12 protein-coding genes and 2 pseudogenes are annotated in these 13,466 nt (G+C 70.3%); 5 read left to right on the top strand and 9 right to left on the bottom strand.

Features of this window, described 5'->3' with window-relative positions; all coding sequences use genetic code 11:
• Window positions 1-7: 7 nt before the first annotated feature.
• From ASF18_RS18420 to ASF18_RS18405, 4 genes are all read right to left on the bottom strand, one after another.
• A complete protein-coding gene (locus ASF18_RS18420) occupies window positions 8-328 on the bottom strand; it encodes a hypothetical protein (protein WP_082487798.1) in 321 nt (106 codons plus the stop codon).
• Between the two features lie 211 nt (window positions 329-539).
• Entirely contained in the window at window positions 540-767 is a 228-nt protein-coding gene (locus ASF18_RS18415; RefSeq protein ID WP_056353801.1) for a hypothetical protein, read from the bottom strand.
• Window positions 768-969: 202 nt separating this feature from the next.
• Window positions 970-2,202 carry an LL-diaminopimelate aminotransferase gene (locus ASF18_RS18410; protein WP_056211437.1) on the bottom strand — a complete coding sequence of 411 codons (1,233 nt, stop codon included), beginning with the start codon at window positions 2,200-2,202 and terminating at the stop codon, window positions 970-972.
• 241 nt (window positions 2,203-2,443) lie between these two features.
• A complete protein-coding gene (locus tag ASF18_RS18405) occupies window positions 2,444-2,770 on the bottom strand; it encodes a hypothetical protein (RefSeq protein WP_056211063.1) in 327 nt (108 codons plus the stop codon).
• A gap of 143 nt (window positions 2,771-2,913) precedes the next feature.
• Between ASF18_RS18405 and phaC the strand changes: the two are divergent.
• From phaC to ASF18_RS18395, 3 genes and pseudogenes are all read left to right on the top strand, one after another.
• Window positions 2,914-4,476 (top strand): annotated as a pseudogene (gene phaC, locus ASF18_RS18400) (class I poly(R)-hydroxyalkanoic acid synthase); the annotation flags it as partial.
• 4 nt (window positions 4,477-4,480) lie between these two features.
• Window positions 4,481-4,730, top strand: a pseudogene (locus tag ASF18_RS24880) (class I poly(R)-hydroxyalkanoic acid synthase); the annotation flags it as partial.
• A complete protein-coding gene (locus tag ASF18_RS18395) occupies window positions 4,727-5,197 on the top strand; it encodes a GNAT family N-acetyltransferase (protein WP_056353798.1) in 471 nt (156 codons plus the stop codon). The pseudogene ASF18_RS24880 and the gene ASF18_RS18395, both read left to right, overlap by 4 nt.
• A 13-nt stretch (window positions 5,198-5,210) precedes the next feature.
• Here ASF18_RS18395 and ASF18_RS18390 read toward each other — a convergent pair whose 3' ends face one another.
• Complete coding sequence (locus ASF18_RS18390; protein ID WP_056354542.1) at window positions 5,211-6,545, bottom strand: outer membrane protein transport protein; 1,335 nt, start codon at window positions 6,543-6,545, stop codon at window positions 5,211-5,213.
• Window positions 6,546-6,983: 438 nt separating this feature from the next.
• Between ASF18_RS18390 and ASF18_RS18385 the strand changes: the two genes are divergently transcribed.
• A complete protein-coding gene (locus tag ASF18_RS18385) occupies window positions 6,984-7,868 on the top strand; it encodes a fumarylacetoacetate hydrolase family protein (RefSeq protein ID WP_056353795.1) in 885 nt (294 codons plus the stop codon).
• 50 nt (window positions 7,869-7,918) lie between these two features.
• Window positions 7,919-8,941: a biotin synthase BioB gene (gene bioB, locus ASF18_RS18380; RefSeq protein ID WP_056211057.1), complete on the top strand. Its 1,023-nt coding sequence runs from the start codon at window positions 7,919-7,921 to the stop codon at window positions 8,939-8,941.
• Between the two features lie 37 nt (window positions 8,942-8,978).
• Here bioB and ASF18_RS18375 read toward each other — a convergent pair whose 3' ends face one another.
• The 4 genes from ASF18_RS18375 to mnmA all read right to left on the bottom strand — a co-directional run bounded on the left by ASF18_RS18375 (window position 8,979) and on the right by mnmA (window position 13,319).
• Entirely contained in the window at window positions 8,979-10,463 is a 1,485-nt protein-coding gene (locus tag ASF18_RS18375; RefSeq protein ID WP_244472746.1) for a HAMP domain-containing sensor histidine kinase, read from the bottom strand.
• Window positions 10,464-10,655: 192 nt separating this feature from the next.
• The gene (locus tag ASF18_RS18370; protein ID WP_056353791.1) at window positions 10,656-11,465 is read right to left on the bottom strand and encodes a VTT domain-containing protein; all 810 of its coding nucleotides are present in this window, start codon (window positions 11,463-11,465) and stop codon (window positions 10,656-10,658) included.
• Window positions 11,462-12,115, bottom strand: a complete 654-nt coding sequence (locus ASF18_RS18365; protein ID WP_056353787.1) for a class I SAM-dependent methyltransferase — start codon at window positions 12,113-12,115, stop codon at window positions 11,462-11,464. Before ASF18_RS18365 ends, ASF18_RS18370 begins: the two co-directional genes overlap by 4 nt.
• A gap of 52 nt (window positions 12,116-12,167) precedes the next feature.
• A complete protein-coding gene (gene mnmA / locus ASF18_RS18360) occupies window positions 12,168-13,319 on the bottom strand; it encodes a tRNA 2-thiouridine(34) synthase MnmA (protein ID WP_056353783.1) in 1,152 nt (383 codons plus the stop codon).
• Between the last annotated feature and the right edge of the window lie 147 nt (window positions 13,320-13,466).

Here is a 13,466-nt window from a genome sequence, read left to right as displayed (position 1 = left end):
ACCGGCGCTAGCGGAGGGCGGGGCGGACGTAGTCCGGCGGGCCGATGCGGGCCGGCGCCAGGACGAATTCGCGCGGGCGGTGGCGCTGGTTGAGCGGGCCCTCGCTGAGGCCGTCGCTGAAATACTCGGTTCCGGTCAGGCCGAATCCGCCGCCATTCATCACGCTCGGCACCGGCACCGCCTCGGGAACGTCCGGGATCGGCCGGCCGGAGCTCGGGCTCGTCGGCAGCACCACGGGGCCGTTCGCGCCGAGATAGAGGGTCTGCGCGGAGGCACCAAGGGTGAACCCGAGACCGATCAGGCCAGCAGCGAGGAGGGTCCGCATCATCAGCACCACGATCAAACTCCGGCGGGCAACCTGAAGACCCGGAGGGACGCGCCCGGGGGCATCCTGCCCCAATCCCGCGTTCCTGTCCGTGTCCGTTCGGTCGCGGGAGCGCGACATTCGTCGCTGTCCTGTGGGAAAGCAGCCGCAACGCGCGGCCTCGAGACGTCGACGGCCGGACATCGGCCCGGCCCTGCGACGCGTTCCGGGGGGCTCAGCCCTTGGCGCGGACCACCACCGAACGCTCCTGGAGCGCCGGTTCGCAGATGGAATAGAAGCCGTTCAGCACGGTCGGCCGCGAACTGCACTCGTAGCCGAGCGTCGGCTCGGGTGCCGGAACCGGGTCGCGGGCGACGATCGGCTTCGGCGCGCAGGCGCCCGCGGAGGCGCTCAGCACCAGGGCGACGGCAAGGGGCAGGCGACGAAGGGTCAGGCGACGCATACGATCCTCGGGCCTCGGCGAACGCACCGCGCGCAGGCAGGAAACGCGGCGCGGCATCGCTGGGACCCTGCGGAGCGCGCCGCGCCGTGACAAGCGCATCGGTGCGTTTCGACAAGCTTTGCGGCCGGCTGTCTCCCGGCCGCAACATCCGGGCTCTAGATCCCGTCCCTGGATCCGGGCCCGAGATCCAGACGAGGGAGCCTCAGCCGGCCTTCGATAGGGACGCCTCGGGCATCGGCACCACGTTGTGCAGCGTCTTGTCCGAGGTCTCGAAGAAGCGCCGGACGTTGCGCGCCGCCTGCCGGATGCGCTGCTCGTTCTCCACGAGCGCGATGCGGACGTAGTTGTCGCCGTGCTCGCCGAAGCCGATGCCGGGGGCCACCGCCACGTCGGACTTCTCGAGGAGGAGCTTCGAGAATTCGAGGCTGCCCAGCGCCTGGTACTTCTCGGGGATCGGCACCCAGGCGAACATCGAGGCCGACGGGGTCGGGATCTTCCAGCCGGTCTTGCCGAAGGACTCGACCAGCGCGTCGCGGCGCTTCTTGTAGATCCCGCGCATCTCGACGATGCAGTCCTCCGGCCCGTTCAGGGCGGCGGTGGCGGCGACCTGGATCGGCGTGAAGGCGCCGTAATCGAGGTAGGACTTCACGCGGGTGAGCGCGGCGAGCAGGCGCTCGTTGCCCACCGCGAAGCCCATGCGCCAGCCGGCCATGGAGAACGTCTTCGACAGGGACGAGAACTCCACCGTGCAGTCGATGGCGCCCGGGATCTCCAGCACGGAGGGCGGCGGATCACCGTCGAAGTAGACCTCCGCATAGGCGAGGTCCGACAGGATGATGATCTCGTGGCGCTTCGCGAAGGCGACGAGGTCCCGGTAGAAGTCGAGGCTCGCCACGTAGGCGGTGGGGTTCGAGGGATAGCAGACCACGATCGCCACCGGCTTCGGGATCGAGTGCTGCATCGCCTTCTCCACCGCGGGGAAGAAGGCGGGCGTCGGCTCGGCCGGCACGGACCGGATGACGCCGCCGGCCATGAGGAAGCCGAAGGCGTGGATCGGGTAGCTCGGGTTCGGCACCAGCACCACGTCGCCCGGCGCCGTGATCGCCTGCGCCATGTTGGCGAAGCCCTCCTTCGAACCCAGCGTCGCCACCACCTGGGTGTCGGGGTTCAGGCTCACGCCGAAGCGGCGCTTGTAATAGTTCGCCTGGGCGCGGCGCAGGCCGGCGATGCCCTTCGAGGCGGAGTAGCGGTCGGTGCGCGGACGGCCGGCGGTTTCCACCAGCTTGGCGATGACGTGCTTCGGGGCGTCGAGGTCCGGGTTGCCCATGCCGAGGTCGATGATGTCGGCGCCGTTGGCGCGGGCCTGGGCCTTGATCCGGTTCACCTGCTCGAACACGTAGGGGGGCAGGCGCTTGATGCGGTGGAAGTCGGTCATGGCCTTCACGATGTCCGAGAAAACGAGCGAGAGATACGAATGGGGGCGCGGGGCGGCGAGCGTCACCCGGCGCGAAGCTGTCATCATCCCGAGATGGCGGCGTGGTCTTCTCCGGATGTCCCTCGGGTGGAATCCGGACGTCTTTTGACGGCCTCGCCTGGCGCAGGGCCGTCGCAGAATCCGCACGCTCGCTTCCCGTCTAGCAGTTTTGTGCCCCGACGCCGAACGATATCTGGGGGGCCTACGGCTTGGCGGCCTGGGCCGCGCCCTCGGCGGACCGGCCGCGCGCTTCGTTGCGCCCGCGCGCCGCGACGAGCTCCGCCTCCAGGGCCTTGGTGCCCTCGGGCGTCTTGGCCCGGATCGGCCGGGCCGGGGCGGAGACGCCCACCGGCATGAAGTCGTCGCCGCCGCGGCGGGACTGGGCCACGAAGTCCGGCGCCTTGGCGGGCGGCCCGGCCTCGCCGGTGCCGTAGGCGATCCGCATGGGATTCAGGTCGCCGGAACATCCCGCGAGCAGGAGGGCCACGGCGAGGACCGCGACAAACTGAGAGTTGTGAAGCCCGGACATGGGAGAAGTCGGCCGTTTTGGAGGCGTGCGCTCTGGCGGAACTCCGCGATGGCGCGTTAATTTGTCGGAAACGAGGCCCCCTCGACCGTGCGGCAGGCGTCGTGCGGCCAAAGGTTCGGCCACACTCGGGGAGAGATGCACGCGTGACGACCGAACGGACGACACCGCTGCCCGACATCGAGGCCCTGTCCCGCAACGCGAGCCTGCTGGTCGAGGAATTCGGCCGGGCCGCGTCGCGCTACATGAAGCCCGTGGGCACGCCGGACGCCCTGCCGGTCGAGGCGGTCGAGCCGCCCGAGGAGGTCAAGGACGTGGTCCGCACCCTCGGCAGCGTCGCCGAGACCTGGCTCGCCGACCCGAAGAAGACCGTCGAGGCACAGACGAAGCTGAGCGAGGCCTTCATCACCCTCTGGGGCTCGACCTGGCAGCGCCTGCAGGGCGAGAGCGCTCCGCCTGTGGCCGAGCCCGAGCCGAAGGACAACCGCTTCGCCCATGCGGAATGGTCCACCAACCCGATCTTCGACTTCATCAAGCAGAGCTACCTCATCACCTCCCGCTGGGCCGAGGGCCTCGTGGACGAGGCCGAGGGCATCGACGAGCACACCCGGCACAAGGCGCAGTTCTACCTGCGCCAGATCACCGGGGCTCTGTCGCCCTCGAACTTCGTGATGACCAACCCGGAGCTGATCCGCCACACCCTCCAAGAGAACGGCGCCAACCTGGTGCGCGGCATGAAGATGCTCGCCGAGGACATCGAGGCCGGCAAGGGGCAGCTCCGGGTGCGCCAGACCGATCCGGCGGCGGGCTTCGAGGTCGGCGTCAACGTCGCGGTGACGCCGGGCGAGGTCGTCTTCCGCAACGACCTGATGGAGCTGATCCAGTACGCGCCGACCACGGAGACGGTGCTCAAGCGGCCGTTCCTGATCGTGCCGCCCTGGATCAACAAGTTCTACATCCTCGACTTGAACCCCTCGAAGAGCCTGATCGCCTGGATGGTCGGCCAGGGCCTGACGGTGTTCTGCATCTCCTGGGTCAACCCGGATGCGCGCCACGCCGACAAGGATTTCGAGAGCTACATGCGGGAGGGCATCGAGACCGCGATCGATGCCATCGGGGTCGCCACCGGCGAGAACGAGGTCGCGGCGGCGGGCTACTGCGTCGGCGGCACCCTCCTGGCCGTGACCCTGGCGATGCAGGCCGCCACCGGCAACAAGCGCATCAAGAGCGCCACCTTCCTGACCACGCAGGTGGACTTCACCCATGCGGGCGACCTGAAGGTGTTCGCCGACGAGGATCAGATCCGCCTGATCGAGTCGCGGATGCAGAAGCGCGGCTACCTCGAAGGCACCGGCATGGCGACCGCCTTCAACATGCTGCGCCCCAACGACCTGATCTGGTCCTACGTGGTCAACAACTACGTCAAGGGCCAGACGCCGATGCCCTTCGACCTGCTGTACTGGAACGCCGATTCCACCCGGATGCCGGCGGCCAACCACTCGTTCTACCTGCGCAACTGCTACCTGAACAACACGCTCGCGCAGGGGAAGATGATCCTCGGCAACGTCCGGCTCGACCTGAAGAAGGTGAAGATCCCGATCTTCAACCTCGCCACCAAGGAGGACCACATCGCGCCCGCCCTGTCGGTGTTCGAGGGCTCCGCGAAGTTCGGCGGACCGGTCGACTACGTGCTCGCCGGCTCGGGCCATNNNNGGGCCATATCGCCGGGGTGGTGACCCCGCCGGCCAAGCCGAAATACGGCTTCTGGACCGGAGGGCCGGCCAAGGGCCGGTTCGAGGACTGGATGGCGGCGGCCACCGAGACCAAGGGCTCCTGGTGGCCCTACTGGTTCGCGTGGCTGGAGCACCAGGCCCCCGCCCGCGTCCCGGCACGGTTGCCGGGCGAAGGCGGCCTCGCTTCGCTGGGCCCGGCGCCGGGCACCTATGTTCGCATGAAGGCATGAGCGTCGCCGCAACGGGGTCCGATTGGACGATCCGCCTGGAGGCGGAGCCCGACCCGGGGATGCGGACCGCGATCCTGGCGCCCCTCGTCGCCTATAACGAGGCGCAGGTGCCGGGCGGCGACTGGGGCCTCCTCGCCCTCACGGTGCGGGATGCGGACGGCGCCATCGTCGGCGGCCTCTGGGGCCGGCACGGCTACGGCATGCTCTTCGTGGAGTTGCTGGCCCTGGGGCCGGCGCGCGGGCAGGGCCTGGGACGGCGCCTGATGCGGCAGGCCGAGGCCGAGGCGCGCCGGCGCGGCCTGTCCGGGATCTGGCTCGACACCTGGACGTTCCAGGCCCCCGGCTTCTACGCGCGCCTCGGCTTCACCGAGTGCGGGCGGATCACCGATTATCCGCCCGGCCATGACCGGATCTTCTACGTGAAGCGCTTCGACGGCGGCGGGACCGCAGCGGTTCCGCCGCCCTGAATACCCGACGCCCTCAGAACTTGCGCACCAGCGGGGCCGGCGCGGCGGCGACGGGCTCCCCGAAGACGTAGCGGAAGCCCACCGAGACGATGTCGGCGCTGCTGTCGGCCACGCCCGCGAAGACGACGTTCTGGACGTTGTAGTCGCGGCCGGGGCCGGCCAGGATCTGCCCCTTGTCCACGAAGAAGTGCGAGTAGGCGACGTTGAGGGTCAGCTTCTCGCTCCAGCGGTAGCTTCCGCCGACCGACACGTTCACCCGGTCGCCGTCGGGCAGGCGCACCGACCGGTTCGAGAAGTCGATGGGGGAGGATTCGTAGGCGACGCCGGCCCGGACCGTCAGGGCCGGGGACCAGTCGTACTCGCCGCCGATGGAGTAGGTGTAGCCGTCCTTGTAGTTCAGGGTCAGCGGCGGGGCCGCGGCGCGGGCGCCGGCCGAGACGATGTTGACCAGCCCGAGGCGGCTCCAGTTGTCCCACTCGAAGCCGAGATTGACGCGGGCCACCGGGGTGATCGCCTGGGTGAGGCCGACACTGAGCTTCTCGGGGGTGTTCAGCTTGGCCTTGATGTCGCCGCCCAGCGCCGCCAGGGCCCCGGGCAGGATGAGCTGGCCGCCGATGTCGTGATGGACCGACGAGCGGTAGCCGACGCCGATCGCGGTGCCCTCGAACGGCGTGATCAGGGCGCCCGCAGTGAACCCGACGCCCCAGGAGTCGCCCTTCAGGCCGGAGCTCGGCAGGGCCGCCGGGTTGAAGACCGGGGACGGGATGAAGGCCTGGCGCAGGACGAGCTTGAAATACTCGATGTTCGGGCCGGCGGCGACGGAGAGCCACTCGTTGACCTTGAAGCCGATGACCGGGTTGAAGGCCAGGGAGAAGATGCGGCTCGACCGGCCGTAGAGCTCGCCCGACCAGGTCTGCCGCGGCTTGGTCACGAGGCCGAAGGGCGCGCCGGAGGTGATGCCGACCCAGAGGCGGTCGTTGAGCTGGTAGGAGGTCGCCCCGGCCGGAACGATCGCACCCTGGCCGAGCTCACCGCTGTCGCCCAGGCGGCCGAAGGCCGGGTTCGTACCCACGTCGGGCGTGATCTTCGCCGACAGGTTGATGAAGGACAGGTTCTGCTCGGTGACCCAACCCGGCCGCATGGTCACGGTGGCGGGGTTCCAGAACATCGAGGAGACGCCGCCGGATCCCGAGGCAGCGCCCGCGAAGGCGAGGCCCTGGGCCTCGGTGCTCTGCTCGCGGATGCCGAAGGCGCCGGCCGAGGCGCCGGCCACGCCGGCGCAGAGGATGGCCGTGGAAACTCCCGATCGCGCGAGGCCGCGCAGAGAACAGCGCCGAATCGTGCCCATCATGACGTCAGACCCATCCCTATTGTTGGTGCTCGCTTGTCCTGTCCCGTTCGGGACGGCCTCGCACCTTGGGGGCGACAATGACGCGAGTGGCGCGACTTCGCAAATCACGGATTGAAAAGTCAAACTATCGGATAGTTCGAAAGCAATACTGTAATTGGCGCGATAATGCAGGCCTGGCCGCGCTCTGGCGAGCATGCCGGCAGAATGGTTCACATCTAAACTCTCGTCGACGTGAGTAAGCCGCGCGGGCGAAAAAATGCGCCCGGCGCATCTCCGGACGGGGGTGTGACCTTTCGGCGACAGGCCGGTCATGGGCCCGGCGTCCCGGCACGATCGGCCGGTGAGACGGCAGGCCATCCGTCGCCGATTGCCCCTTGCCGCCCGTCCCGCTCCGATCGATGTCAGGCAGGGGACAGCCATGCGGAGGCACGAGCGATGAAACTGGTACGCCACGGCGCGAGCGGAGACGAGAAGCCGGGTCTCATCGATGCGCAGGGTGTCCTGCGCGACCTCTCGGCCCATGTGCGCGACATCGCCGGGCCTGCCCTGTCCCGCGAGACCCTGGAGCGTCTGCGCCGGCTCGATCCGGCGAGCCTGCCGGCCCTGCCGGCGGACACCCGCCTCGGCCCCTGCGTCGGCGGCACCCGCAACTTCGTCGCCATCGGGCTGAACTTCAGCGACCATGCCGCCGAGATCGGCGCCGACATTCCGCCGGAGCCGATCCTCTTCAACAAGGCGCCCTCGTGCCTCGCCGGGGCGAACGACCGGGTCATCCTGCCCAAGGGCTCGGCCAAGACCGACTGGGAGGTGGAACTCGCTTTGGTGATCGGCGCGCGCGCCTCCTACGTGCACGCCAACGAGGCCCTGTCCTACGTGGCGGGCGCCTGCATCTGCAACGACGTGTCCGAGCGCGCGTACCAGATGGAGCGCGGGGGCACCTGGACGAAGGGCAAGGGCTGCCCGACCTTCGGACCCCTCGGTCCCTGGCTCGTCACCCTCGACGAGATTCCCGACCTGAAGAATCTTGGCATGTGGCTCGACGTCAACGGCGCCCGGATGCAGACGGGTTCGACGGCCACGATGATCTTCGACGCGGCGCAACTCGTCGCCTACGTCTCGCATTTCATGATGCTGGAGCCCGGGGACATCATCACCACGGGCACGCCCCCCGGCGTCGGAATGGCGCGCAAGCCGCCCCGCTTCCTGCGCAGCGGCGACGTGATGACCCTCGGCATCGCCGGGCTCGGCGAGCAGCGCCAGGAGATCATCGCCTTCGACGACTGGACCGCCAAGGTCGCGGCGGGCGAACCGACGCATTGAGGGCGTGCGGCCGGCTTGATTTTCCGGCCGAGATTCGCCTCATGGGGGCTATGACCGACACCCTGGCCCCCCTCGCCGCCCGCGCGGCTCCCGCCTCAGCCGCCATCCGTCACGACTGGACCGTGGCCGAGATCCAGGCGATCCACGACCTCCCGCTCCTCGACCTGGTGTTCCGGGCGGCGGAGGTCCATCGCGCCCACAACGATCCGGCCGACATCCAGCGGGCCAGCCTGCTGTCGATCAAGACCGGCGGCTGCCCCGAGGATTGCGCCTACTGCCCGCAATCCGCCCACCACAAGGGCACCGGCATGGCCCGCGAGCGCCTGATGCCGGTCGATGCCGTGCTGCGGGAGGCGGCCGAGGCCAAGGCGGCGGGCGCCCACCGCTTCTGCATGGGGGCGGCCTGGCGCCAGCCCAAGGACGGGCCGGAATTCGACGCCGTGCTGGCGATGGTGCGCGGCGTGCGCGGCCTCGGCATGGAGGCCTGCGTCACCCTCGGCATGCTCTCGCCTGCGCAGGCCGAGCGCCTCGCGGAGGCCGGGCTGACCTCCTACAACCACAACCTCGACACCGGCCCCGACTTCTACGGCGACATCATCTCGACCCGCACCTACGAGGACCGCCTCACCACGCTCCAGAACGTGCGCGATGCCGGTATCGGCGTCTGCTGCGGTGGCATCGTCGGCATGGGCGAAGGGGTGAAGGACCGGGCGAGTATGCTGCAGGTGCTGGCCAACCACGCGCCGCACCCCGAGAGCGTGCCGATCAACGCGCTCGTGGCGGTGGAGGGCACGCCCCTGGAGGACCGCCCCGCCGTCGACCCCCTCGACCTCGTGCGGATGTGCGCCACCGCCCGCATCGTGATGCCCCGTGCCCGCGTGCGCCTCAGCGCCGGCCGCAAGGGCCTTACCCGCGAGGCGCAGATCCTCTGCTTCCTCGCCGGGGCCAACTCGATCTTCTACGGCGAGCGGCTGCTGACCACGGCGAACAACGAGACCGATTCGGATGCCGAGCTCCTGCGCGACATCGGCATCACAGTGCCGGGCCTGACCCTGGCGGCGGCAGCGGAGTAGCGCCCGCCCCTTCGGTCCGCCATCCGGCGACGTCGGCTCAGGCGACGGCGGCGTCCGGGATGGTGATGCGGAAGCAGGTGCCGATCGCGGTGTCGTCGAGGCTGAGGCGTCCGCCGTTCAGCTCGATCAGCTCCGACGCGATGGCGAGGCCGAGGCCGGTGCCGCCGGAGCGCGACGAGCCCTTGAACGGGGAGAACAGGTGCTCGCGGGCCCGGGGCGGCAGGCCGGGGCCGTTATCGGCCACGAGGATCGTCGTCTCGCCGGCGCCGGGCTGGCCCTGGCGGCGGGCCCGGATGGTGATCTCGGGGTTCTCCTGGGACGGCGCCTCGTAGCCGGCCCCCTGCGGGCTCAGGGCCTGCACGGCGTTCCGGACGATGTTGGCGAGCGCGCGCGAGAATTGGTCCGGGTCGACGAAGATCCGGAGCTCGGTCGGACAGAGTTCGCGGATGACGATCTTCGAATCGCGCCCGCGCCCGGCCAGGTCAGCCTGCTCGGCGACGATCTGGGCGATGGGGACGAGGCGGCGGTTCGGGTTGCGCTCCGTCGCCCGCCCGTAGGCCAGGGTTTCCTCGCAGAACCGGATCGCCCGATCCAGCGTCGCGACGAGGCGGGGGGCCACCCGCTGGGCGACGGGATCGGCGACGCCGTCGAGGCGGTCGCTGAGGAGCTGCGCCGTCGTCAGCAGGTTGCGCAGTTCGTGGTTGATCTTGCTCACCGACAACCCGAGGCCGGCCAGCCGCCGCTTCTCGCGCAGCTCGCTCGCGAGCGCCGTCTCCATGCGGGCGAGCGCGATCTCGGCATGGCCGATCTCGTCCGTGCGCCGCGAGGGCACGATCACGCCGTCGATCGCTTCCGGATCGTCGGCGAACCCCGTGATGTTCTGGACGAGGCGCCGGACCGGCCGCACGATCACCCGCTGCAGGACGAGGAAGATCAGGCCCGCGACGGTCGCCGCGAGGGCCAGGGAGGACAGAGCCAGCCGGATCGAGAAATCCGCCACGGCCTCCCGCAGGGGGTGGGGATCCATCAGGATCTCCACGAGGTCGAAGCCGTCGCGGCCGTGCCCGATCACGCGGATCGGATCGCCCGATTCGGTCAGGAGCGTCCGGGCGACGCCGTTGATCGACCGGATCCAATGCTCCGACCGCAGGTCGATGGTGTCCGAGACCGTGTCCGGGACCGGCTCGTTGGCGAGGAGCCGGCGGGTCCCGTTGCCGCGCACCGCGATGGCGCGCGCGCCCGCACCCGCGAGCAGGCGCTGGGACAGCCCTTCCGAGACCTGCTGGTCGGGGGCCGCGTCGAGGACGAGGGCGGCCACCTGGGCGGCGGCGATCCGGTCCGACAGCCACATCCGGCGGTAATTCGCCACCGTCGGGACGTAGATCAGCACCTCGATCAGCGCCACGAACGCCACGGTGAGCAGGAAGAGCCGACCGGACAGGCCGAGATGCCGGCCGAGACCGCGGGCGGCCACGGGGTTCGTGGCGGTCGCCTCCTGCTGAATTTCGACGCGCGACGTCACACCCATCTCGGTACTTGGCGTTTCCGGTGTCCCAACGGCGCGGCGGGTGACGGCGTGAACCCGATCTGGAGCGTGATCCAGTGGCGTTTTCAGGGCGACGGCTCGGAGCGCGATTGCCCACCAACGCTCCGCACCGCATTAGGCTGCGTCCGGAGATACAACTTTTTAGATCAGGTGTCTGGCCAAATTCGATCAGGATTCTAGCCGGCGCCGCGCCTGGAGGCGACGTCGTAGGAATACCGAGATCAGGGCCAGGGCGGCCAGGGCGCCCAGGCCGAGCACCATCTTGGGGGTGATGAGAGCGCGCAAAGTCAGGGCGTTCTCGCAATCGAGGCCGTCGGCGGCGAGGCAGGCCGCCTTGGCGGTCTCGTGCGCCAGCACCACGTCCTCGATCGCCGCGCCGGTGGCGGCGTACACGAAGGCCCCCGGCAGGAGGCCGACCAGGGTCGCCAGCACGAAGGTGCTGCGCCGCACCCCGAAGGCGGCCGGGGCGAGGTTGGTCATCCAGAATGGAAAGATCGGCAGCAGGCGCAGGAAGGCGATGTAGCCGAAGGCGTCCTCGCGAAAGCCCGCCGCGAGGCCCGCCAGGCGGGGACCGGCCCGACGCAGGAGCAGGTCGGAGGCAGCCCCGCGCCCGATGGTGAAGACGATGGCGGCCCCCGTGGTGGCCGAGGCGACGGCGACGAGGGCGCCGGGCACGATCCCGAACAGGAATCCGCACAGCATCGTCAGGAAGAGCGAGGCCGGCACCGACACCACCACGGCCCCGACATAGACGAGGTAGGCGACCACCATCGCGCGGAAGCGATCCTCGGCCACCCAGGCGTTGAGCCAGGCCCGGGAGGCGAGCAGCCGGTCGAGGCTGAGGAGATGCGAGGCGCCGGAGGCCAGCACGGCCAGGGAGGCGCAGACGAGGAGCAGGAGCGGTCCCCAGCGAAGGAGGCGCTTCAGCCGGCTCGGCGCTCCGGCGGGTCCGGCGGGCGGAGGCGTCGGCGCGCTCACCCGCGCTTGCGCATCCGCAGGATCTTGAAGAACCCGCCCGGGAAGGTCGGCGCGACGCCGATGAACTCGACCCCATGGGCACGGGCCCAGGCCTCGATCCGGCTCGCCTTGAAGTCGGAGGACCAGCCGATCTTCGTGCAGAGCGGCGCCACGATCTCCTCGACTTTGGCCACGGGCCCGGTGTCCTGGCCGAAATGATTGGCCAGCACGATCTCGCCGCCCGGCCGGATCACGCGGAGGAACTCGGAGAGGGCGGCCTCGGGATCCGGCACCAGGGTGATGAGGAACTGCGCCACCACGGCGTCGAAGCTCGCATCGGCGTAGCCGAGGCGGCAGACGTCCATCACCTGGAGGCCGCGCACGTGGCGCAGGCCGCGGCGCAGAACCTTGGCGCGCGCGCGCTTCAGCATGTCCTCGGAGAGGTCGACGCCGCAGACGAAGCTCGTCGGGGGGTAGTAGCCCAGCGACAGGCCGGTGCCGACGCCGGCCTCGAGGATGCGCGGGCCGCAGGCGACGGCGGCGTTCACCGCGTCGCGGGCGGCCGGCTCCGTCAGCTTGTCGTAGACCACGTCGTAGACCGGCGCCCAGCGCGCATAGGCCTTGCGCATCAGGGCGGTGCTCGGACCGGCCTCCCGCGGCTCGCTCAGCATGTCGATCTCGTCGTCCTGTTGGGGGATGGGGTTCGTTCGGGCCGTGATCCGGTCAGGCCGCTTCGGCCGCGCCGGTCGCCAACGCGTCGATGCGCCGGATGGTGCCACCGCCGAGGACCCGGGCGCGTGGGCCGTCATCGGCGTAGAGCACGCAGGCCTGTCCGGGCGAGACGCCGTCCTCCGGGGTGGCGAGGACGATCTCGGCGCCGTCGCCCGACGCATCGCGGCTCAGGAGGGCCGGTCGCGGCTCCCGGGTCGAGCGCACGCGCACCGCCACCGGCAGGTTCTCCACCGGTCCCGCATCGCCGAGCCAGTTCAGGTCGGTGATGCGGATGCGGCTGGTGGCGAGCGCCGCGCGCGGCCCGACCACGACCCGGGCGGTGTCGGGCTCGAGGCGGATGACGTAGAGGGGCTCGCCCACCGCGAGGCGCAGGCCCCGGCGCTGGCCGACGGTGTAGTGGATGATGCCCTCGTGCTGCCCGAGCACTTGGCCGCCGAGATCGACGATCTCCCCGGCCCGGGCCGCGTCCGGCCGCAGCCGCGCGATCACGTCGGCGTAGCGCCCCTGGGGCACGAAGCAGATGTCCTGGCTGTCGGCCTTCTCGGCCACGGCGAGGCCGAGGTCGCGGGCGAGGCGCCGGGTCTCGTCCTTCGGGAGCTCGCCCAGGGGGAAGCGCAGGAAGTCGAGCTGTTCCGCCGTGGTGGCATAGAGGAAGTAGCTCTGGTCCCGGGCCGGATCGAGGGCGCGGTAGAGCCCGCGTCCGCCGGAGGCCTCGGGCCGGCTCGCCACGTAGTGCCCGGTGGCGAGGCAATCGGCCTCCAGGTCCCGGGCGGTGCGCAGCAGGTCGCGGAACTTGATCGAGCGGTTGCACTCGACGCAGGGGATCGGCGTCTCGCCGGCGAGGTAGCTCTCGGCGAAGCGGTCGATCACCGATTCCCGGAAGCGGTCCTCGTAATCGAGGACGTAATGGGGAATGCCGAGGGTCTCGGCCACCCGGCGCGCGTCGTGGATGTCCTGGCCGGCGCAGCAGGCCCCCTTGCGATGGGTGGCGGCGCCGTGATCGTAGAGCTGGAGCGTGATGCCGACGACGTCGTAGCCCTGCCGCTTCAGGAGCCCGGCCACGACGGAGGAATCGACGCCGCCCGACATGGCGACGACGACGCGCGTCTCGTGGGGAGCCTTGGGAAGATCGAGGGAATTCATCGCGCCAGACTGTGCCGGGAGGGACCGGTCCGGCCCCGCGCGTGAGTCTATAGCCATCCTCGGGCGCGAGTTCCAGGGAGGCCGATGCGCCGGGTGTGTCCCCGCGCATGGCGGCGGCGGTCGGGCCAAAGCTGCCGGGCGCCCGGC

This window comes from Methylobacterium sp. Leaf89 (genome assembly GCF_001422215.1).
GTDB lineage: Bacteria > Pseudomonadota > Alphaproteobacteria > Rhizobiales > Beijerinckiaceae > Methylobacterium.
This window is presented reverse-complemented; position numbering and strand designations above follow the sequence as displayed.